18 protein-coding genes are annotated in these 19,956 nt (G+C 40.1%); 11 read left to right on the plus strand and 7 right to left on the minus strand.

Features of this window, described 5'->3' with window-relative positions:
• Window positions 1-75 precede the first annotated feature (75 nt).
• Genes cobN through NYF15_RS04185 form a run of 3 tightly spaced genes read right to left on the minus strand, consistent with a single transcriptional unit; the run spans window position 76 to window position 4,848 of the window.
• Window positions 76-3,978: a cobaltochelatase subunit CobN gene (gene cobN / locus NYF15_RS04175; RefSeq protein WP_371352879.1), complete on the minus strand. Its 3,903-nt coding sequence runs from the start codon at window positions 3,976-3,978 to the stop codon at window positions 76-78.
• Window positions 3,975-4,319: a DUF2149 domain-containing protein gene (locus tag NYF15_RS04180; RefSeq protein ID WP_237119072.1), complete on the minus strand. Its 345-nt coding sequence runs from the start codon at window positions 4,317-4,319 to the stop codon at window positions 3,975-3,977. Before NYF15_RS04180 ends, cobN begins: the two co-directional genes overlap by 4 nt.
• Before the next feature lies 1 nt (window position 4,320).
• A complete protein-coding gene (locus NYF15_RS04185) occupies window positions 4,321-4,848 on the minus strand; it encodes a MotA/TolQ/ExbB proton channel family protein (RefSeq protein WP_130152365.1) in 528 nt (175 codons plus the stop codon).
• Window positions 4,849-5,024: 176 nt separating this feature from the next.
• On the opposite strand from NYF15_RS04185, the gene NYF15_RS04190 reads away from it, so the two are divergent.
• On the plus strand, window positions 5,025-7,205 hold the full coding sequence (locus tag NYF15_RS04190) for a TonB-dependent hemoglobin/transferrin/lactoferrin family receptor (protein WP_371352880.1): 2,181 nt from the start codon (window positions 5,025-5,027) through the stop codon (window positions 7,203-7,205).
• Window positions 7,206-7,248: 43 nt separating this feature from the next.
• On the opposite strand, the gene NYF15_RS04195 is transcribed toward NYF15_RS04190, so the two are convergent.
• Window positions 7,249-8,223 carry an AraC family transcriptional regulator ligand-binding domain-containing protein gene (locus NYF15_RS04195; RefSeq protein ID WP_371352881.1) on the minus strand — a complete coding sequence of 325 codons (975 nt, stop codon included), beginning with the start codon at window positions 8,221-8,223 and terminating at the stop codon, window positions 7,249-7,251.
• An 82-nt stretch (window positions 8,224-8,305) separates the two neighbouring features.
• Here NYF15_RS04195 and NYF15_RS04200 point away from each other — a divergent pair, with 82 nt between their 5' ends.
• The 8 genes from NYF15_RS04200 (at window position 8,306) to NYF15_RS04235 (ending at window position 14,885) form a co-directional block, all read left to right on the plus strand.
• Complete coding sequence (locus NYF15_RS04200; protein WP_062567566.1) at window positions 8,306-8,626, plus strand: DUF962 domain-containing protein; 321 nt, start codon at window positions 8,306-8,308, stop codon at window positions 8,624-8,626.
• 9 nt (window positions 8,627-8,635) lie between these two features.
• The gene (locus tag NYF15_RS04205) at window positions 8,636-9,385 is read left to right on the plus strand and encodes a class II aldolase/adducin family protein (protein WP_371352882.1); all 750 of its coding nucleotides are present in this window, start codon (window positions 8,636-8,638) and stop codon (window positions 9,383-9,385) included.
• 9 nt (window positions 9,386-9,394) lie between these two features.
• Window positions 9,395-10,288 (plus strand): bile acid:sodium symporter family protein, encoded by an 894-nt coding sequence (locus tag NYF15_RS04210; protein WP_371352883.1) that lies wholly within the window; start codon window positions 9,395-9,397, stop codon window positions 10,286-10,288.
• A 221-nt stretch (window positions 10,289-10,509) separates the two neighbouring features.
• Window positions 10,510-11,346 carry a patatin family protein gene (locus NYF15_RS04215; RefSeq protein ID WP_130152376.1) on the plus strand — a complete coding sequence of 279 codons (837 nt, stop codon included), beginning with the start codon at window positions 10,510-10,512 and terminating at the stop codon, window positions 11,344-11,346.
• A gap of 97 nt (window positions 11,347-11,443) precedes the next feature.
• A complete protein-coding gene (locus NYF15_RS04220) occupies window positions 11,444-11,797 on the plus strand; it encodes a hypothetical protein (protein ID WP_371352884.1) in 354 nt (117 codons plus the stop codon).
• 142 nt (window positions 11,798-11,939) lie between these two features.
• A complete protein-coding gene (locus NYF15_RS04225; RefSeq protein ID WP_237119079.1) occupies window positions 11,940-13,565 on the plus strand; it encodes a methyl-accepting chemotaxis protein in 1,626 nt (541 codons plus the stop codon).
• Window positions 13,566-13,602: 37 nt separating this feature from the next.
• Window positions 13,603-14,409 carry a substrate-binding periplasmic protein gene (locus tag NYF15_RS04230; protein WP_371352885.1) on the plus strand — a complete coding sequence of 269 codons (807 nt, stop codon included), beginning with the start codon at window positions 13,603-13,605 and terminating at the stop codon, window positions 14,407-14,409.
• Window positions 14,410-14,414: 5 nt separating this feature from the next.
• On the plus strand, window positions 14,415-14,885 hold the full coding sequence (locus tag NYF15_RS04235; RefSeq protein ID WP_371352886.1) for a DM13 domain-containing protein: 471 nt from the start codon (window positions 14,415-14,417) through the stop codon (window positions 14,883-14,885).
• A gap of 102 nt (window positions 14,886-14,987) precedes the next feature.
• On the opposite strand, the gene ahpF is transcribed toward NYF15_RS04235, so the two are convergent.
• From ahpF to NYF15_RS04250, 3 genes are all read right to left on the minus strand, one after another.
• Window positions 14,988-16,568 carry an alkyl hydroperoxide reductase subunit F gene (gene ahpF, locus NYF15_RS04240; RefSeq protein WP_130152381.1) on the minus strand — a complete coding sequence of 527 codons (1,581 nt, stop codon included), beginning with the start codon at window positions 16,566-16,568 and terminating at the stop codon, window positions 14,988-14,990.
• Between the two features lie 154 nt (window positions 16,569-16,722).
• Entirely contained in the window at window positions 16,723-17,292 is a 570-nt protein-coding gene (ahpC, locus tag NYF15_RS04245; RefSeq protein ID WP_130152382.1) for an alkyl hydroperoxide reductase subunit C, read from the minus strand.
• A gap of 207 nt (window positions 17,293-17,499) precedes the next feature.
• Window positions 17,500-18,003 carry a 2,4'-dihydroxyacetophenone dioxygenase family protein gene (locus NYF15_RS04250; RefSeq protein WP_237119082.1) on the minus strand — a complete coding sequence of 168 codons (504 nt, stop codon included), beginning with the start codon at window positions 18,001-18,003 and terminating at the stop codon, window positions 17,500-17,502.
• Window positions 18,004-18,145: 142 nt separating this feature from the next.
• Here NYF15_RS04250 and NYF15_RS04255 point away from each other — a divergent pair, with 142 nt between their 5' ends.
• Entirely contained in the window at window positions 18,146-19,165 is a 1,020-nt protein-coding gene (locus tag NYF15_RS04255; RefSeq protein WP_371352887.1) for an AraC family transcriptional regulator, read from the plus strand.
• Window positions 19,166-19,262: 97 nt separating this feature from the next.
• Entirely contained in the window at window positions 19,263-19,955 is a 693-nt protein-coding gene (locus NYF15_RS04260; RefSeq protein ID WP_371352888.1) for a hypothetical protein, read from the plus strand.
• The last annotated feature ends 1 nt before the right edge of the window (window position 19,956 follow it).

The following is a 19,956-nucleotide window of genomic DNA, read 5'->3' on the forward strand; positions in this document are numbered from 1 at the left end:
ATTTATTGCAATAAAGATTCACTATTAACGCAAAGTAATACGCTCTATCACGTATTACTTTGCCTAATCAATGTATTACACAGCTCTTCGTGAAAAGAATGGACTTGCCATTCCAGCGAAGAAAATACCAGCGAGCAACCACCATAACTTGTAATCAGTCTCGAAAGGCTCACTTTGCTCAATTTGTTCAAGTTTTTGACCTCTCACCTGCTGTGTTTGCGCACTGGAGCTTGCGGTTATATCGGCTGTTTGATTAGATATTAAAGGGGCTAGCCCAAAACCAGCATTTTGCTCTTTCACGTAATCAACAAAGGTTTGATTGTCTGTAGCAACATCATGCTGATTAGCTATCTCAGTATATGTTTCAAGCAGTTTCTGTAAGGTCTCAGGCGAGGCTTGCCAATAGCCTTTTCTAACAGCCTCCAGCATACGTTCAATCATCTGCGCTAATGCTTCTGGATTATGTTGCTCAAAAAATTCTCGCATTTGCATTTGGTACTTATCATCAACATAGACCTCAAAGAATTCTTGCCATTGGTCATCTCTGACGGCTTCAGGTGTCATTACTTCCCAGCCCCACATGTTATTCATACGATCTAGCATCGCTGTAGCCCCCGCGTAACCTGAATCTTGCATCGCTTTTATCCAACGAGGGTGGAAATAGCGACTGCGCATCTCATTACTAATGAACTGTTCGAGCGTCTGTACTTTTTCATCACCTTTACGCCGCAAGTTAGAGACATACATTTGTGGCGTTTTTCCATCAATATGACGTACAGCCAAGCCTATGCCGCCAAAATACTGAAACGGATCATCATTAGTCATTAACGCATACAAATTACTCGAACGAGAAAAGACCACTCCATCAGTGCCAGACAACACCTTACTATACAAGCCCGTGTCAGACAGGTTTTCACTCCAACGAGCTTCGTCTTTACCAAAACCAAAGCCCATTCGCTCAAGATACAAATTAGCGAGTTTACTATCGTCTTGCCAAGTATCAGATGCAAGACTTACACCAGCTAGGCCAGTTCCATATGCACCGGTTTCGTTAGAGAAAATACGCAATGATGAGAGATAGTCTGCGTCTTCTTCACTTTTCCCTTGGTCTAATAAGTTTTGCTTTAAAGACATTGAGTGACGATACACAAAGTTATTGTCTTCTTTCATTTTTGCAACTTTATCTATCGCTTCTGCAATCCATAACATGACGTTAGGAAATGCATCACGGTATAAGCCTGTTGCAGAGACCACCACATCGATACGTGGCCTACCAAGTTCTGAGTAAGGAATAATCTCTGTTCCAACAATGTTGCCTTGCTTATTCCATTTTGGCTTAATGCCCATGGCATGAAGAATTTGTGCTTCTAACGCGCCTTGGTGGCGCATGGTTTCAAGTGACCACAATGAAAAAGCGAGCTTTTTAGGGTAACGCCCCTGTTCAGCCTGATACTGGGCAATTGTTTGCTCCAACATTTTAACCCCAGCCTCATACGCTTCTTTAGAGGGAACTTTAGCAGGATTAAAACCAATTAAGTTACGTCCTGTGGGCACTGCTGACGGGTTTCTAATTGGATCATTACCATGGCTAATAGGAATATATTGACCATCAAGACCATTCAACAACCCTGATATTTCTTCGCTCTTATGAAAGTTTTGCCAATATTCTTTAGCTAAAGTGATATCGCTTTGTAATGGTAGAGGAATGACAAAGTCAGGGTTATCGCCAAGCACACGAGCAAGCAACTGAAAACCATCTAAGGCTTGTAACTTTATTACTTTACGCTCATCTTCACGCTCAGAGGGAGCTATTGCTATACCTATTTCACGCTCAAATTCACCCGCTTTTTGCGTAAATTCATCACCCAGCATTTGCAAAATAGTGGTGTAAAGGTGTGCATCAACGGGTAGTTCGCCAAATGTATGAATACCCAGAGGTTGACTCATTTGCGCAAGTGTATTGAGGTGATCTTGTAGTACAGTCACTTTATTGGCAAATTGAGCGGTGAGTGTCGCTTCATCGAGCTCTAGATCTTTTAACATATTTAACTGCTTAGCAAGCTTAATTATCTCTTGCTGCGTATTTGATTTTGTTTGCCCATTATCCAACATTAAATAGTTGGTGATCAGCTCATTCAGTTTTGCAACTTCGCTGTATAAGCCCGCTTTTGCAAAACCTGGAGTTAGATGGCTTATCATGGTGGCACGCCCACGACGCTTTGCTTGCATGGCTTCTCCCACATTATCGATAATGTATGGATAGAAAACAGGGATATTACCGATTGCCAAATTAGGAGCATCATAAACCGATAAACCCCGCTCTTTGCCACTTAACCACTCTTGTGAGCCATGCGTGCCTAAATGCACAATTGCATCAGCGTTAAATACGTCACGTGCATATAAATAAATAGCCAAGTAACTATGATTTATAACCGATTTTGTACTGTGATACTGGGCCGCATGCTCTTTGGCTGTCTCACCGCGCACACCTTGTGGCAGCACAATCATATTGCCTAACTCCATACGTGGAATCACAAACATCATTTGTCCGTTATGCATCCTCAGCATAGTGCTTTGATTGGGCTGCCCATACTTATCAATAATAGGTTGAGTCACTTCATTAGGTAGTGCATCAAACCATGTTTGATATGTAGTGAGTGGTAAATAATCAGCAAGCCCCATTTCAACAAGCATTTCGGCATCTTCACCACGATAATACGGCCGCAATAATTTGCCTGCTTGCTCGACTAAACTAGCTGTATCAGTTTGCTTAACTTGATAACCTTTTGCTTGCATGGCTTTTGCTATATTAGCAATTGAGCTTGGAACATCTAAAAAAGCAGCGCCAATATTTTTCTCTCCTGGCGGGTAATTCCATATAAAAGTAGCGACTTTTTTATCCGCATTATTAATATGTGCAAGGTTCGCGTGATTAAATGCACGTTCAATCAGTGCATCAAGTTGATAACGAATAGCCACTTTGCGGCCTTTATCATTTGCTGCGATAATGATTGGGTCGGTACTTCCTGTATCTTCTGGCATGACCAAAAAAAACGGAGTCAGTGAAGGTGATACACCCGTATGATCTTGGTCAAATGCTTGCTCATCGCCATCGGTGTAGTTAAGAGCATGGATCACAGGTACACCTATTTTCATAAACTCAGCACGGCGTTTTTCTACATAATGCAAAGAGCGATAATTAATTATTAGGTCAACCCGAGCACCAGCTTCATCTGTCAGTAACTCTGGGTAGGTGAGCGCCTCGTCATTCCCTTCAAAGAAGAATGCAAATGCTTTTGCTCCTTTATTTTCGAGCCCAGAAATTAACCCATCTACGACTTGCTGTTGCTCATAATCAATCACAGAGCGATGTACTGCTATCGCTATCACTGGTTGCGTACTTTTAACATCTAACCAGTTAAAAAAGCGAGTTTCGTCAGCACTCACATGGCCGTCAAACTCAGGGTGATATAAACCAACGTCTGGAATCACTTTAACAGGCTCTGCAGGCACATTTGATAATTTAAAAATTGCATTGGTAATATAAAGCATCATATTTCGGTAATTATCGCGACCGGCATTATTGTAATAGCTGCCAAGACGAGTATGCTGCAGCTCAGATAAGCCCGTATTCATTGCAGAATTGTCCATATCCCCCAGTGAAATGACTGGCACATTGGGGTATTCACTTAAATAGGGCTGATATTTAGTAAACATATATTTTGAAAGCGCAGGGTTAATACCATCTAGCAAAATCAGATCTGCATTTTGCCACGCAAGTTTTATTTCCTCGTCAGTTTTGCCTTTACTACTAAAATTTGTGAACGTAAACGGCTGATCTTCAGAAAGCCTTGTTAGCAACGCACCTTTCGATTTAGCCACGTGGCCCGACATCATGATCAGTACCTCTGGCTTTTGCTCTGCATATGTATTTAATGAGCTCAATAAAAGCAACAGGAATGTTAGTATTCTCATCATTGTCCGCTCTCTTGCCTGCTGGTTGTGGCTTCGCCTTTTTCAGGTATATAAACAAAACTACCATCAGCCATTTTATAAGCGACCCCAGCACGCATACCTTCACCTGAACCTATTTCCCCATTCGATTTATACTGCTTAATTTCTTTGCCTTCTTTAACAATTACTTCCATATTTGGCTCACCCGCATTTTTAACAACAGTCACATTTTCTGCTGTAAACGGACTTAAAGGGTTTTGCGCAATAGCAATCAACAACGCCGCGATAATGACTAAAAATACATCCACTAAATTTACGGCACTCACAATCGGGTTTAATTCTTCATCTTCGTCTAAAAAACGCATATTACAGCCCTCTTAATTTACGAATATTAATGAGCTCTTGAGCGCACCAGCGTTTTTTAATTGATGCTGGCCAAAAGGTTAGAGTAGAGATAACCAAACCCCAGATAACCGCAGCGAAAGCAATGATCAAATTCTCACTAATGCCCTGAATATTCCCATCTGCCAGCGCTTTTAGCGCTGGTCCCATCGGAATCATCGTTGCAATAAGGCCAAGCATTGGCGCAATACGGGTAACAACTCTGAGTACTTCAAGCTTTTTAAGCGCAAAAACCTCTAATTCATCTTCTGATGCATCTGGATTTGCCACAAAATAGTTATGAACATCAAAGCCGTTATAGTTATTTACTGCTTTGTTATCTATATCTCTTTGATAAGCAAGTTGGTTTTTTCTTCTGATTAAATATTCAGAGACAAATCGTCCTGCGGCAAAAAACGCATAAATAAAAAGTACAGATATAACTAAGATGACAGGTGTCATTAAAAGCGCAGAAACATCAGCCATAAGTTGTTCGATTATTTGGATATTCACATTAATACCTTGTTAGATTTCTTCGACAGCAAATGTACGGCAATTATTGAAAGATTACAATAATGCAAATGGGAACAATTATTATTTGTATTGATCTTTTCAACAATAAGCGTATTATTCCCCAAAAAATGAAGCAGCTCGCTGTATACAAATAAAGCACCTAAAGGAACTCAACAATGCGCTATACAAAACCAAATACGCTTAGCATGTTAATCGCAACAATTATTGCCGGCTCCGCAATGCCTGTATTTGCTGACGAAAATATCAAAAACGATGACCTAGAAGTCATTGTTGTTAGTGGCTCTCGCACAGAAAAACCGTTAAAAGATGTTGCCGCAAGTATCTCTGTTTTAAGCAGTGAAGATATCCAGCAACAAGTTGTTACCGATATGAGCCAATTATTTATGTATGACCCTAGTATCCAAATTACTGGTCGAGTTGGTGGAGCACAAAATATTCAGGTGCGTGGTATGGGATCTGACCGTATTTTGATGATTAAAGACGGTATGCGAATGAATGAAGGCTATGGTGCCGATGGTTTGAATGATATTGTTGGCCGCGGATTTATCGATACAGAGACTCTAAAGCAGGTAGAAGTCGCTAAAGGAGCTGCCTCCTCCCTGTATGGTTCTGATGCTTTAGGAGGTATCGTTGTTTTTACAACTAAAGATGCGAGTGATTACTTAAAAGAGAGTGAACAATTTGGTGCTCGTGTAAAGTTGGGTTACAGCGACCTTGACAGCCAAGCAAGCCTAGGAGCAACCCTATATGCTCAGCACGGTAACTTTGACCATTTACTTAGCATTACCGCTCGTGATGGCGAAGAAGAGCAAACCAAACACAGCAACAATGCGCCGTTCGATATTGACTCTCAAAGCTTACTTTATAAATTGAAATACAATTTAAACGAGCAAGATTATCTTAGCTTCGCAGCGGATTTATGGCGCCAAGATGTCAATGGTGATAGCGCTGACGGTTTACTTTCTTATTTCAGAGGATTAGCTCAGTACGGCTATAATATTGCACAAGAAAATACCCAAACTGAAAAAGACAGTGATTCATACCGCATTAGTTACAATAACAATAGTGGCAATGCTTTTTGGGATTCGGCTCAATTCAACGCGTACTATACTAATAATCGCCAAGACGACCAAGAATATGCCTTACTTGATATTAACGCGCCCATGTTCGGCACTGTTGAAATGCGTGATATGTGGAAAACAGGTACGTATGAGCAAACGACTTATGGCTTAATTTCACACGCTAGTAAAGCACTAAATAAGCAGCATACTCTTGGTTATGGCGTTGATATTGAAACAACTGAAAGCTTGCGTACTGTGCATGAATATCGTGAAGTCGAAGGCGAAACAACCAAAGACGACACCAGCCAAAAGTTCCCTAAAAATGACACTTTACGCGCTGGCATATTCATAAATGACGAAATCAAACTACTAAACGACACACTTGTTATTACCCCAGGCGCTCGTTTCGATTACTACAGTATGGATCCTAACGGGGTACTAAAAACAGATGGTGAGGAATACGCTAAAATTGATGAACATAATGTCTCGTTTAATTTAGGTGGCCTATATTATATCAATGATATGCTTAGTGCTTATGCACAATACGGCCAGGGCTTTAAAGTACCTGCCTACGACCTAGCTTACATTGAGCACTACAACCAGCCCACGGCTGAGTACATTTATGAAGTTTTACCAGCAGATGACTTAGATCCTGAAAAAAGTGACACTTATGAGCTTGGTCTTCGTGGTCACCTAGGTGATTTCACAGTATCAGCCGCTTTATTCTATAACGAGTTTGATGACTTTTTAGCAACTGAACTAACCCAGCGCGAAACCGTTTTCAATAATGATGGTTCACTTGCCTATATTCATGACCAATATCAGTATAAAAATATCGAGTCAGTAACGATTAAAGGGGCTGAATTTTCAACAACCTACTACGCATCGGACACACTCTCTGTATTTTTGAATGCCAGTTACCAAGACGGTAAAAATGATGAAACCGATGAATACATCAGTTCAATTAGTCCATTATCAGGTAATTTAGGTCTCTCTTTCCAAGGGGATATTTACGGCAGTGATTTAATCATTAATTTCGCGAAGAAAATGACGAAGGTAAATCCAGGTAAATATCAAACTCCTGGGTATGGGACAGTCGATTGGTTAGCACGCGCTAACTTTGGTCAAGCAAGTTTAAACATCGCAGTACGTAACCTATTCGACAAAACCTACTATCAACATGGTAGCCTTACTGACCACTCAGCATCAGACAGTTTAGAGGGCTTAGAAAGCGCAGGACGTAATATTTCTGCAAGTGTGAGCTATCAATTTTAACAAATAGGATGCGATAAAAACCGAGTGCTGCAATGCACTCGGTTTATTCATGCATCTTTATTTGTTGTCTGTATATTTTTGGTGACATTCCGTGCCAACGATTGAATGCATGATAAAATGCGCTCACTTCTGAGTAACCACATAAAAACGCTATTTCAGTGAGTGATAAGTCTGTTTCAACTAAAAGTGTAGTGCTTCTTTGTTGCCTTAAATTCGCCAGTTCTTGACTGAAGTTAGTTCCTTCTTTAGCAAGACGCCGTTGCAAAGTTTTTTCACTCATATTGAGCGCCTTTGCCATATCTTTGCAACCACACTCCCCTAAGGTTAAATGCTCTTCAAGTAAAATACGCAAAACATGACTCACATTACTTTGTGTAGCAACTTTGATTTGACCCGCAATAAATGGTTGCGCATCGGTTTGCTCACAAAAAAATAAGCTGTGAGTTTTGGATCCGTACTCGACAGGGCAATTAAAATGCTCGTTTATTTCAGCAAGATGCTCTTTGCGCTGTAAACAAATACGCGATGGATGCCAGTTTTTTCCTTTTACGGTACGTGCTATTTTCAAACAAAATGCCATTGGTGCCTCGTAACTTAACAATGACATATCACGCTCACCATCACTGAAATTAAAGCGCAATTCATACTCAGCACCATGATCAATTAACGACACATTATGCGTATCACCCATCAACTTTTGATAGCGTAAAATAAGCCGGAAGGCACTGAGTAATTGCGTTGACTGAATAATCGCCATCCCTACCACAGGTATGGCTCGCACATTCATATTACTACCAACATATATGCCTAAATGAATATCAGGCAACATCGCCTGAGCTTGCTTCCAAAGCGTACTAACACTGGCTTGCGGATAACGAGCTGTTTGGCTGCTTAGATCATTCAGCGATATATGAGCTTGTGAAAATAGCGCATTGATGGGTAAACCTTGCCACTTGAATGACTCAGCCATGGCGCGTAGCCACCAGCTTGATAAGGTACGCATACGTGTCTCAAACAAACAATTTAATGACCTATAATATCAAGTAAGTTAGAAAATAAAAGCCTATTGTTAACCTGTAATTAACAACGGAGACAACAATATGGGCACCGTCGCAAGTAAACGCGAGTTCGCGAACTTTAAAGAGTTTTACCCTTACTACTTACAAGAACACAAAAATAAGGTATGTCGACGCTTACACTTCATTGGCAGCTGGTTTGTGTTGGCTATCTTATTTGCTGCACTTTACCAACAACAATACAGTTGGCTCATTTTCTGCCCGCTAATCGGCTACGGTTTTGCTTGGGTAGGTCACTTCTTTTTTGAAAAAAACCGCCCCGCCACATTTACTCACCCTTTTTATAGCTTTATTGGCGACTGGGTGATGTTTAAAGACATTATTGTTCGTAAGGTCCCATTTTAGGAAGTAACTATGACTATAAAACACACAGTATCAGAGCAAGAATGGCAAGCTCGCGTTGAACTTGCGGCCGCTTACCGCCTTGTTGCTTTATATGGCTGGGATGACCTCATTTTTACGCATATTTCTATGCGTGTACCTGGCACAGACAACGAGTTTTTAATAAACCCTTACGGCATGATGTTTCACGAAATCACAGCATCGAGTCTCATTAAAGTGGATCAGCAGTGTAATAAATTACATGACAGCGAATACCCTGTTAATCCTGCGGGCTTCAATATTCATAGCTGTATTCATATGGCACGAGAAGATGCCCATTGCGTAATACACACACATTCACTCAATGGCACTGCGGTATCAGCCAACAAAGAAGGTTTATTACCTATTTCTCAACAAGCTGTTGTTGTTCATTCAGGGCTTAGCTACCACGACTACGAAGGCATTGCCTTGAACCCTGCTGAACAAGACCGTTTAGTAAATGATTTAGGCACGAACAACTTCTTAATGCTGCGCAACCATGGCCTATTAACAACAGGAAAAACCGTCGCTGATGCTTTCTTGTTTATGTATGTATTTGAAGCAGCGTGCGCCATACAAACCCGTACTTCACAAAATACCGAACAACTCGTGCAAGTGCCAAGTAGCATTATAAACGGTATTAAAGGCCAAACTGACATAGCCACAAAGGGGCTTGGTGGTGCAATTGCATGGCCTGCGTTGTTGCGTTTACTGGATGAAAGAAGCCCAAGCTACAATCAATAAGGATTTGCCATGCAAATAGATATTATGACTAAAATAGTGCTTCCTTTAGCGCTGTTTATCATTATGTTTGGCATGGGTCTTGGGCTAAAAAAGAAAGATTTTGGGGCTTTGTTCATAAGCCCTAAGGCCTTGACTATAGGCTTAAGCTGCCAACTATTACTTTTACCTGCTGTCGCCTTTTTGTTAGCGATAAGCTTGAACTTACCACCTGAGCTAGCTATTGGCTTAATACTCGTTGCTTGCTGCCCAGGTGGCGTAACATCAAACTTATATACCTACTTATTCAAAGGAGATGTTGCTTTATCAATAAGCCTCACGACTCTAGCAACATTCATCTCACCATTTACCTTGCCACTGATACTGCATTTCGCAATGGAACAATTTAGTGTTCCAGGTCATGAGTTTCAGTTACCTATTATAAAAACAATCTCTCAAATGCTAATTATAACCGTGTTACCCGTTAGCCTTGGGATGCTGTTCAATCATTATAACTCACTGATTAGCTTGAAAATTGAACCCATAATACGGCGCTTTTCTAGTATCTTTTTAGTGATTATCGTTTTAGCAATCATCTATAAAAATGCGGAACAAATGTTAGGCTTTTTTGCAGCCAGTGGCATTGCGACCTTCACATTGAACATAAGCACGCTATTACTAGGATTATTCTTTGCCAAATTATCGGGCCTTTCTCATAAACAGCAAATGAGCATTGCGGTAGAAGTGGGGCTACAAAATGGTACGCTCGCCATTCTAATCGCCAGTAGCTTAATTAATAACTCAGTCATGGCCATTCCGGGTGCTACATACAGCATACTAATGTTTATAACAGGTTATGTGTTTTGTACCTTATTTAATGCCCATGAGAATAAACAAGCCCATACTTTGAAAAAACTCCAAAGCTGATCATCCCTCTATTTATGCGCCTAACTTGGGGCGCATTTACATAAGCAAGCTACTTCTCTTTTTTCCTATGTATATTATTTAAGTACACACATTTATGGTTATTTAGTTGTAGCAAAATGAGCAAATGCAATTTTTTATAACTAGAGCCAAAACTCTATTTTGTTTTTAGCCTGTGTTTGCTATGGTTTGGGTATAAACAGTTTGAAAGCAAGGTAGCTATTATGACAATTAACAAAGCTCTGGTTGTAGAAGGCGGCGCTATGCGCGGTATTTTTGCTACAGGGGTACTTGATGCCTTTTTAGAAGCGCACTATCAACCTTTCAAACAATGTTATGGTGTATCGGCGGGAGCGACAAATATTGCAGCTTACTTATGTGCTCAATACAAACGTAACCATGCCGTTATTACTGATTATTCGTGCCGTCCAGAGTTCATTGATTTTGTTCGTTTTATTAAAGGTGGCCATTTATTTGATTTAGATTGGCTATGGCAAGAAACCATGCGAGATATTCGTCTCGATTTAGAAACCTTTGAGAAGCAAGCTGCTGAGTTTTACATTGTTGCCACCAACATAAACACTGGAAAAGCAGAATACCTAAAAGGTCATGCTCAGTCCCTCGAAGAGCAATTAAAAGCATCCTGTGCTTTGCCTATTGCTTATCGTCAATACCCAATAGTGAACAATCTACAGCTTGCTGATGGCGGTGTTGCTGACTCTATTCCAGTTCGAAAAGCTTATGAAATGGGTAATAAAGATATAACAGTTATTCTCTCTCAACCTTTAGGCTACAAGAAAAAACCATCAAAAGCCCCTTGGCTTGTAAAACGCCTGTACAAAGACAACCCCGCGCTTGCTATGGCCACGTTACATCGTGCCGAAAACTACAATCAGAGCATTGATTTTATAATGAACCCACCTAGTGATTGTCATATTGATATTATTGCTCCGCCACCTACATTTGCTGTCGGCCGTACCACCAAATCGTTTGCCAAATTATCTTCGGGATACAGTATGGGCATTGATGCAGGGCAACAATTTTTAACTCAAGCGGCTTAAAAATAAATCAAAGCCCTGCAAATGAATCTAGCTTAACCGTTTTCATATATGTTCCAAAAAGTAAAACTCTAAAAATAGAAGGGTTAGGAGAGATTAAATGAAAAAAATACTGCTTTTAGTATTAACCATGTTATTTCTCTGTGCTTGCGATGCTCAACAAATCGATCTTGATGTACCGAAAAAACCAAGTGCAGTACCAGATAAAGCATTTTGGGTGGGCGGTTTGGACGGCGGTGTATTTGTCTTAATTGCAAAAAATAAAAATTTAGAGCCAAATGAATACTTTGCCAAAATATATTATGCATCCGGAGATATTGCTTATGAGGGAGGAATGAGACTATCTCCTAGAGGAAGTACTGCCATAGATCACATTAACCCCGCAATATTTCAAGGTTGGGATGGCGATACTTTGTACATTGAAGGCAATAAGCTACTTAAAGTTCAAAACTAAAACTAGTACTAAAAGCTTTAGTAGTCCCATCTTGTACACCGTCTATTCAACCGCTCTCACATTTACTATTGCAAAAACTTGATTAAATACATTTCTCTATTAGCTTTAATAATAAGTCCTTATTAAAGTTTGTATTCCAACCATGTTAAATAACTACACCGTTCGTACGCGATTAGCCGTTTTGGCTTTGTTACCGGTTACTGTTTTTGTGATCACTTCATTTTTTGCAATGTCTATAATGTCGAGTATGGTCAAAGGGATAGACAGCTTATATGAAGACAGGGTCGTCCCACTTGAGCAGATAAAGTCAGTGTCTGACAACTATGCAGTTAATATTGTTGATTTATTTCATAAGTACCGCGCGAATCAAATAGCTAAAAGTGAGTTTTTGACTTCAGTTACTGAAGCAAAGAATATCGCTGATAGAAAATGGCAAAGTTACCTAAGTACAAAGCTTACGACAGAAGAGGCGCGGCTCGTTAGCGTTGTAGAAAAGCGCTTAACTGTGGTCCAACAAAAACTGACGGCTTTATTGAATCAAGTTAAAAATGATGAGTTTAAGGCAATCCCTTCAGATACATTCGTCAAAGAGTTATATGATGTATTTGATCCACTAAGTGCCAGCTACCAAGGGTTAATTGATTTACAAATTACTGAGGCAAATAAATTTAAAATGTCTGCAGACAAAGACTTTAGCCAAGTAAGTATTGCGATGACAGCATCCATCATAATACTTATTATTCTCTTATTATTTATAGCCTTTATCATTTATCGTTCGATTCATAACCCACTACTTTCGCTCAGTGAAACAATTGGCTCTATCTCTGAAAATGCCGACTTACGACTTCGCGCACAACCTCATGGCAGCGACGAAATTGCGCAAGCCGCACACCATTTTAATGCCATGATGGAGCGCATTCACGCCCTTGTAAACGATGTAACAAGCGCAACGCTCACGCTCTCTTCTGCGGCAGAACAGATGAACTCAATCAGCGACCAAGTTGCCAGCACAGCCACTGAACAAGAGCATCAGTCTGCGATGATAGCGACCGCCATTACGCAAATGAGTAGTGCAATTGAACAAGTCGCTGCAAATGCATTAGCAACATCAGAAAAAGCATCTCACACAGATCATACTGCAAAGCTTGGGCAAAAGTCGGTGCAAGAGAATATCGATGCAATCAATCATTTATCACATATCGTCAATGCCAATACCCAACTTATCAATGAGTTAAACACACAATCAACCGATATCAATCAAGTTGTTATGATGATTCAGGGTGTCGCTGAACAAACTAATTTACTTGCTCTTAATGCAGCAATAGAAGCGGCACGAGCCGGTGAGTCTGGTCGAGGCTTTGCTGTCGTTGCTGACGAGGTAAGGCAATTAGCTCATAATACACAAAAAGCAACCGCAAGTATCAATGACATGATCACTAAGTTACAATCTATGGCACAACAAGCTGTTAGTGCCATGGGGAACGCAGATGACAGTGCAAAGCAAAGTGTTGAATATGCAGAACGATCATCACAACTTTTAGCTGAAATAACGCAAGAGATGGCTCAAATAGCTGAGATGAATAATCAGGTTTCGACTGCAACCGATGAACAAACCACTGTCGCTAATGAACTAAGTTGTAATATTAACGAGTTTAGTAGTAGTATTTCACTGGTAAGCGAAAGCTCTCAGCAAAATGCGCAAGCAAGCCAAGAATTGGCTTCATTAGCATCGCGCTTACAGCAACAAGTACATGTTTTTAAAGTGTAAATTTAAATAATTTAGTCATATTAACAAAAGTATAGCCATGAACAGAGCCATTTTATTGTGTATTTTTTATTTTGCTCTGTTCAGCTTTTCAAACACAGCTCACGAAAGACTTGTTATTCAACTTGCCAAACCTAATTATACCGATGCCACAAAAAACCAATATATCCATGCAATTTTAGAAAAAAGCTTTGCCGTAATGGGTGCTGATGTCACCTTAATGTATAACGTAAAGCCCATGAACAATAAGCGAATTATAGAACAGTTAAGTCACAATAAAACGATTACTCTTGCATGGTTATCAATGCCTTACGGTCAACCTAACACACTTATTAGAACAACAATTCCTTTGTACAAAGGGCTGCATGGAAAACGCTTATTAATTATTCGTAAAGAAGACCAAGAAACCTTCAAACACATTACCCACCTTAACGAACTAAAACCATTTATAGGTTTACAGCAACAAAGCTGGTCTGATTACACTATTTTAAAAGCGAATGGATTGAGAGTTAATGGCGAGTTAGACTACCAAGGAATGCTCAAAGCCTTAGAAGCAGGCTTGGGTGATTACTTCCCTCGCTCTGTGTTGGCTATCGAGTCAGAATTTAACAAATTACAATCATTTGATTTTGCTATTGCGCCACAAATTATGCTGCAATACCCAAGTCACTATTATTTTTATTTAAGCAAAGAGAACACTGAAGTCAGAGATCTTCTTGAGCAAGGCATGCAAAAACTCGCAAAATCAGGCGAGCTTGAAGCATTATATTTGCATTATTTTGGTGATGTAGAAAAGCAATTTAAACTCAATCAGCGACACGCAATAACACTCACTAACATGGAGTAACAATAATGCTCAAAAAATTACTGATGTTGATGGCTGTCATTATCATTTTTGCAGCCGGTTTTTTCACTGGAATATACAGCTTACCTATTTTGACTGAAACACCCGCTCCTAGCTCAAGCACCCTAACGCAACACAAAAACCGTGCTTTATTCAGTGGTGAATTTAAACCTAACTTAGCGGGGTCTGATCGTTTTCACTATGGAAACGGCACAGTCTACTTAACCAATGATGCAATCTCAATGCAAGGTGAGCTATCACCTGGCCCTGATTACCAATTGTATTTATCACGCAATTTTATTGATAACGAAGCCGATTTCTTAGCACAAAAAGGCACCATGCAGCGTGTTGCAGGAGTGCGTTCGTTCAATGGCTTTAAATTAGTTGTACCACAAGGTATTGATGTCAGCGATTACAATACCGTGATTATTTGGTGTGAAAGTTTTGAGGAATTTATAACCGCAGCCCAGTATCAATAGCTGGATTAATAAAAAGCAAAGCCGCCTTTGGAGAGGGCGGCTTTAAAACGGCAGCTATGGGTGTAAAGCTGCCTAATCAAGAGTCATTATTAATACAACTAATTAGGCTGCATCTTCCGTGCTTTGAGTCTCATCGCTGTGACGAATTAAGTAATCAAATGCACCTAAACTTGCCGTTGCACCACTGCCCATTGCAATAATGATTTGTTTAAACGGCGTTGTCGTGGCATCACCTGCCGCATAAACACCCGGCAATGATGTTGCACCTTTGCTATCAATCTCGATTTCACCAAAGCGAGTCAGTGATAGCTCTGAATCTTTTAACCATTCAGTGTTTGGCACCAAGCCTATTTGCACAAAGATACCTGCAAGCTCAAGTGATTTTTCATCGCCAGAGATGCGGTCAATATAGCTCAAGCCTGTTACTCGTTTACCATCACCCACAACTTCTGTCGTTTGCGCGTTTTTGATAATCGTAATGTTATTTAAGCTATTTGCTTTACGAATAAGGACTTCATCAGCTCGTAAGGTATCGGCAAATTCAAGCACGGTGACATGCTCAACAATGTTTGCAAGGTCAATTGCAGCTTCAATACCTGAATTACCACCACCGATAACCGCTACCGCTTTGCCTTTAAATAACGGACCATCACAGTGAGGACAGTAAGCAACGCCATGACCGCGATACTCTTTCTCACCTGGTACGTTCATTTCACGCCAGCGGGCACCGGTTGCTAATACCACTGATTTAGCATTTAAAACTGCACCATTTTCTAGGGTGATTTGATAATTACCTTGCTTAGTAAGCGATGCTGCACGTTGGTTTTGCATCACATCAACATCGTACTCTTTTACATGCTCTTCAAGTTGTGCAACTAATTTAGGGCCTTCGGTCGCTTTAACTGAGATAAAGTTTTCAATGGCTAAGGTGTCTGATACCTGACCACCAAAACGCTCAGCAACCACACCTGTGTTTAAGCCTTTACGTGCTGAATAAATTGCCGCAGAAGCCCCTGCCGGACCACCACCCACAACAAGTACATCGAATAACTCTTTGTCGTTTAGTGCCTCGGCTTGGCGTGCAGCCGCTTTGGTATCCACTTTGTTTAAAATGTCGGTCAGGTTTACAGCGCCTTGACTAAATAACTCACCATTTAAGTAAACAGCGGGTACTGCTAACACATTACGCTCGTTCACTTCGTCTTGGAACAAGGCACCGTCAATCATCGTAGCCGTAATGTTTTCGTTGTGTGCTGCCATTAAGTTAAGTGCTTGCACAACTTGCGGACATGTTTGACAACTTAATGAAATATACACTTCAAAGTTAAGCGGCCCAGGTAATGATTTAATTTGTTCAATTTCAGTCTCTGATGCCTTACTTGGATGACCACCTGTGTGAAGAAGTGCAAGGATCAAGCTCGTGAATTCGTGGCCCATCGGCACACCCGCAAATGTGATTTGCGTATTGTTTATAGGTGAAGACACCACCATAGACGGACGGCGCACATCTTGGTTAGGGTTATCTCGCACCGAAAATTTGTCGCTTAACGACGCTAAATCGTTTGCTAAGTTTTTAAGTTCTGTTGATTTATTGCTGTCATCCAAGGCGATAAGCAGCTCAACAGGGCTGGTAATAGAAGCAAAGTGGCTTGTTAATTGGTTTTTGATATTCGTATCTAACATGGCTTAGCCCTTGAGTTCAGAATAAATAATCTAGAAAAATTTAGGGGTAACTGCCCATCACCCGCTAATGTGCTTAATGTGAGTTGTGATGGACAATTAAGGTTGCATTGAGATAGCAAAGCAAAACTTTGCTATCGTTTAATGCAGTGGCAAATTAGATTTTGCCAACTAGGTCTAGTGAAGGAGCAAGTGTCTCTTCACCTGGCTGCCATGATGCAGGACATACTTCACCATCGTGGTCAGCAATGTACTGTGCAGCTTGTACTTTACGTACTAACTCTTTCGCGCTACGGCCGATACCTAAGTCGTGAGTTTCGATTACTTTGATTTCGCCTTCAGGGTTCATTACGAATGTACCGCGAAGAGCAAGACCTTCGTCTTCGATCATCACACCGAAGTTACGTGTAATGCGACCTGTAGGGTCACCAATCATTGGGAATTTGATTTTACCAATTGTGTCAGACGTATCGTGCCATGCTTTGTGAGTGAAGTGCGTGTCAGTTGATACTGAGTAAACTTCAACACCCATTTCTTGAAGCTGCTCGTAATAGTCAGCAACATCACCAAGCTCTGTAGGACATACGAAAGTGAAATCTGCTGGGTAGAAGAAGAAGATTGACCACTTACCTAGCACGTCTTTTTCAGTTAGCTCAACAAAGTCACCGTTGTGGTAAGCTGTTGCATTGAATGGTTGTAATTTTGTGTTAATTAATGAAGTGCTCATATTTTTCCTCATTGATGTATTTAAAAAGTTTAATTAACGCAGCCTTGCGTCTGCTTGATTAATACAATAGAGGTCTGAGTGATTAAAATAAAATTGATTGTTTAGATTAAAATAATTTGTTTTTTAGATTGAACTACAGGTTTAGGAAAAAATATCAAAGCCTTCAGTTAGTTAGCTAATCAAAGGCTTTATCCTCACCGAGCAAAATTACTTAGTAAAGCCATATAAACTCTTTGGTTTAATGTATTTAGGCTCAATTCCTTGCTCTTTTGCAGCCGCTAACATCACTTGTTCAATCCAGCCAGCATCCATAATGTTCATATAGTTACCATCAGGGTCAAAGTTAATGTTTGATCCCATAACCACCATAAAGGTATCTGTCACTTCAGTGTTGTCTGCTGGTACTTGAAATTGATGAATCGAGCCGCCTGGTTCAAACAAATAGCTACCAGCCACTTGTAAATCGTCTGGGTATTCTGTGTAGTGCCAGCTGCCCGCCAAGGTATATAAATGCACAACCCCAGTATGAAAATGCTTTGGTAATACCGTACCTGGCTCAAATAAAACGCGTAATACCCATACACCGTTTTCAGAGTCCAGCATGAGTGGATAAATATGAACGCCAGGTAATGCGTTTTTAATCAGCTTTTCATCATTTGTATGGATCGTTAATAAAAAATCTTGATGATTAATAATATCTGGTAATGCCATGTGTGTGCCCTCTTTAATGCTTATTAGTAAAGCAATTCATTGTTGCCGTTAATACATTGTTAAACTTTAACGACCGTATTTACTTTACTTTTCGCGTAATATTTTTTACTTTTTACGCCAGCGCACTCAATAAGAACACATTATGCCTCGTAAGACACACGCCCCCGATTTAATTAGAGTATCTGCCCTGCATGGCTATATCGAACTGATTGAAAGTAAATTGGTCAACCCTGATGCACTGTTATCGCACGTAGGGTTAGACCGAAAGCAACTCACAGAGCCCAATAACTTTATTCAGTATCAGCAACTGATTGAGTTGTTAAAAATCACAGCGAAAGAATTAAATCTACCCTATTTCGGCCTAGAGCTAGGTCGTTGGCAAAGTCTCAACATTTTGGGTTCTGTGGGTTATTTGATTGGAAATTGCGATACCCTTGAAACAGCACTAAAAAACTTAACCAAGTACTACCATGTACATCAAAACAGCGCTGATTTGTTACTCGAAATTGGCCAAGACTACGTAAAACTATCGTTCTTAATACGCAGTAATTTAAAAATAAGTGTTTATCATGGTGCCGATTTGGCCTTGAGTGTCGGAGTCAATTTATTAAAGCAATTAACTGATGATAAAATAAAACTGCACCGCTTGGAGCTTCCCCACAGTTGCGATGAAAACCCCAGTGTTTACCGCCAAGCGCTGGGCCAAGTGCCAGCATTCAACTGTGCACATACCGCGCTTGTGTTTGATAAAAAATACCTAAAGCTTGCAATTAAAAATTCAGACAAGCAGTTATTTTCTATTCTTAGCCAACAAATTGGCCATCTTAAAGACACCAAACGGGAAAACATGTCTGATCACGTTGAGGTGCTGATCAAACAATATCTGCTTCATGAAGAGTTTGGAATAAACTTGATAGCCGAAAAACTATCAATGAGTGCACGCAGCTTACAGCGTCATTTAACTCAGCACGGTACCACTTTTCGTGAGCTAGTTGATGACGTACGCTGTAATTTAGCACATCAATATTTAATTGAATCTAGCCTTAGTTTATCGAACATTTCAGATATCTTAAGTTTTTCTAATTACAGCGAGTTTACCCGTGCATTCAAACGCTGGTATGGCATTCCTCCAAAAGATTATCGTAAATCACATTCATCTTAGTGGCGTAAAAAGTTAAAAACAGGTCGTATAAAGCTAATTTTTCTGTTAACAATTTATATATATTGATTAGCTAGTTTTGCTAATTAGTGGTCATGTAATGTTAAAAAGAGTGTTTATTACCGGTGCCAACAGTGGTGTTGGGTACGAATTAGCCAAACAATATATTCTTCGAGGTGACGATGTAGCTTTATTTGACTTACACTTCAGCGAACAGACTAAACAACGCTTAACTAAACTTGCAGATTTTTGTCAGTATGTTGAATTTTTTGCAATACGAATCTGTGATATCGAAACATTACAGATCCAAGTAAACAATGCGATTGCTGCAATCGGCAAACCTGAATTAGCCATTGAGTGTTCATCTTTTTGTATTGAATACAGTGAGCAATTAACTCAAAAACATAGTTTAGTCAGTCATCATTTTGCCACTGTGATCACCCCCTACCTTGAAATGAACAGTCACTTGGCATTAACTGCACCGATAACAGAGCCCACCAAGCTTTCACTCAACCCAGCCCTTTTACTTCTAAGCAAAAAGCTACGACTCAAATTAAAACCAAGCAATATAAAAGTCAGCTTAGTGTGTACAAACAAAGCGCATAGCACAGATGTAAACTCAGCTAAAATCGCTAAGCAAATGTTACACAGCTTAGATAAACAAAAATTAATGGTGATCCTAGGCTTACAATCTAAACTAACCTATATCATGAGCCGTTATTTACCGAATTGGATAATGGGTTCAGTAATGGATCGCCTCATAAAACAACAACTTATAAGAACAACACGCTAAG

Source organism: Pseudoalteromonas sp. 68 DY56-GL68 (assembly GCF_041414825.1).
Taxonomy (GTDB): domain Bacteria; phylum Pseudomonadota; class Gammaproteobacteria; order Enterobacterales; family Alteromonadaceae; genus Pseudoalteromonas.

Excerpts from the sequence above, each read along its gene's own strand:
- ahpF (WP_130152381.1), bottom strand. The coding sequence starts at position 16,568 with ATGTTAGATACGAATATCAAAAACCAATTAACAAGCCACTTTGCTTCT.
- NYF15_RS04235 (WP_371352886.1), top strand. The coding sequence starts at position 14,415 with ATGCTCAAAAAATTACTGATGTTGATGGCTGTCATTATCATTTTTGCA.
- NYF15_RS04215 (WP_130152376.1), top strand. The coding sequence starts at position 10,510 with ATGACAATTAACAAAGCTCTGGTTGTAGAAGGCGGCGCTATGCGCGGT.
- NYF15_RS04220 (WP_371352884.1), top strand. The coding sequence starts at position 11,444 with ATGAAAAAAATACTGCTTTTAGTATTAACCATGTTATTTCTCTGTGCT.
- NYF15_RS04225 (WP_237119079.1), top strand. The coding sequence starts at position 11,940 with ATGTTAAATAACTACACCGTTCGTACGCGATTAGCCGTTTTGGCTTTG.
- NYF15_RS04200 (WP_062567566.1), top strand. The coding sequence starts at position 8,306 with ATGGGCACCGTCGCAAGTAAACGCGAGTTCGCGAACTTTAAAGAGTTT.
- NYF15_RS04250 (WP_237119082.1), bottom strand. The coding sequence starts at position 18,003 with ATGGCATTACCAGATATTATTAATCATCAAGATTTTTTATTAACGATC.
- NYF15_RS04205 (WP_371352882.1), top strand. The coding sequence starts at position 8,636 with ATGACTATAAAACACACAGTATCAGAGCAAGAATGGCAAGCTCGCGTT.
- NYF15_RS04255 (WP_371352887.1), top strand. The coding sequence starts at position 18,146 with ATGCCTCGTAAGACACACGCCCCCGATTTAATTAGAGTATCTGCCCTG.
- NYF15_RS04210 (WP_371352883.1), top strand. The coding sequence starts at position 9,395 with ATGCAAATAGATATTATGACTAAAATAGTGCTTCCTTTAGCGCTGTTT.
- NYF15_RS04190 (WP_371352880.1), top strand. The coding sequence starts at position 5,025 with ATGCGCTATACAAAACCAAATACGCTTAGCATGTTAATCGCAACAATT.
- NYF15_RS04180 (WP_237119072.1), bottom strand. The coding sequence starts at position 4,319 with ATGCGTTTTTTAGACGAAGATGAAGAATTAAACCCGATTGTGAGTGCC.
- NYF15_RS04260 (WP_371352888.1), top strand. The coding sequence starts at position 19,263 with ATGTTAAAAAGAGTGTTTATTACCGGTGCCAACAGTGGTGTTGGGTAC.
- cobN (WP_371352879.1), bottom strand. The coding sequence starts at position 3,978 with ATGATGAGAATACTAACATTCCTGTTGCTTTTATTGAGCTCATTAAAT.
- NYF15_RS04230 (WP_371352885.1), top strand. The coding sequence starts at position 13,603 with ATGAACAGAGCCATTTTATTGTGTATTTTTTATTTTGCTCTGTTCAGC.
- ahpC (WP_130152382.1), bottom strand. The coding sequence starts at position 17,292 with ATGAGCACTTCATTAATTAACACAAAATTACAACCATTCAATGCAACA.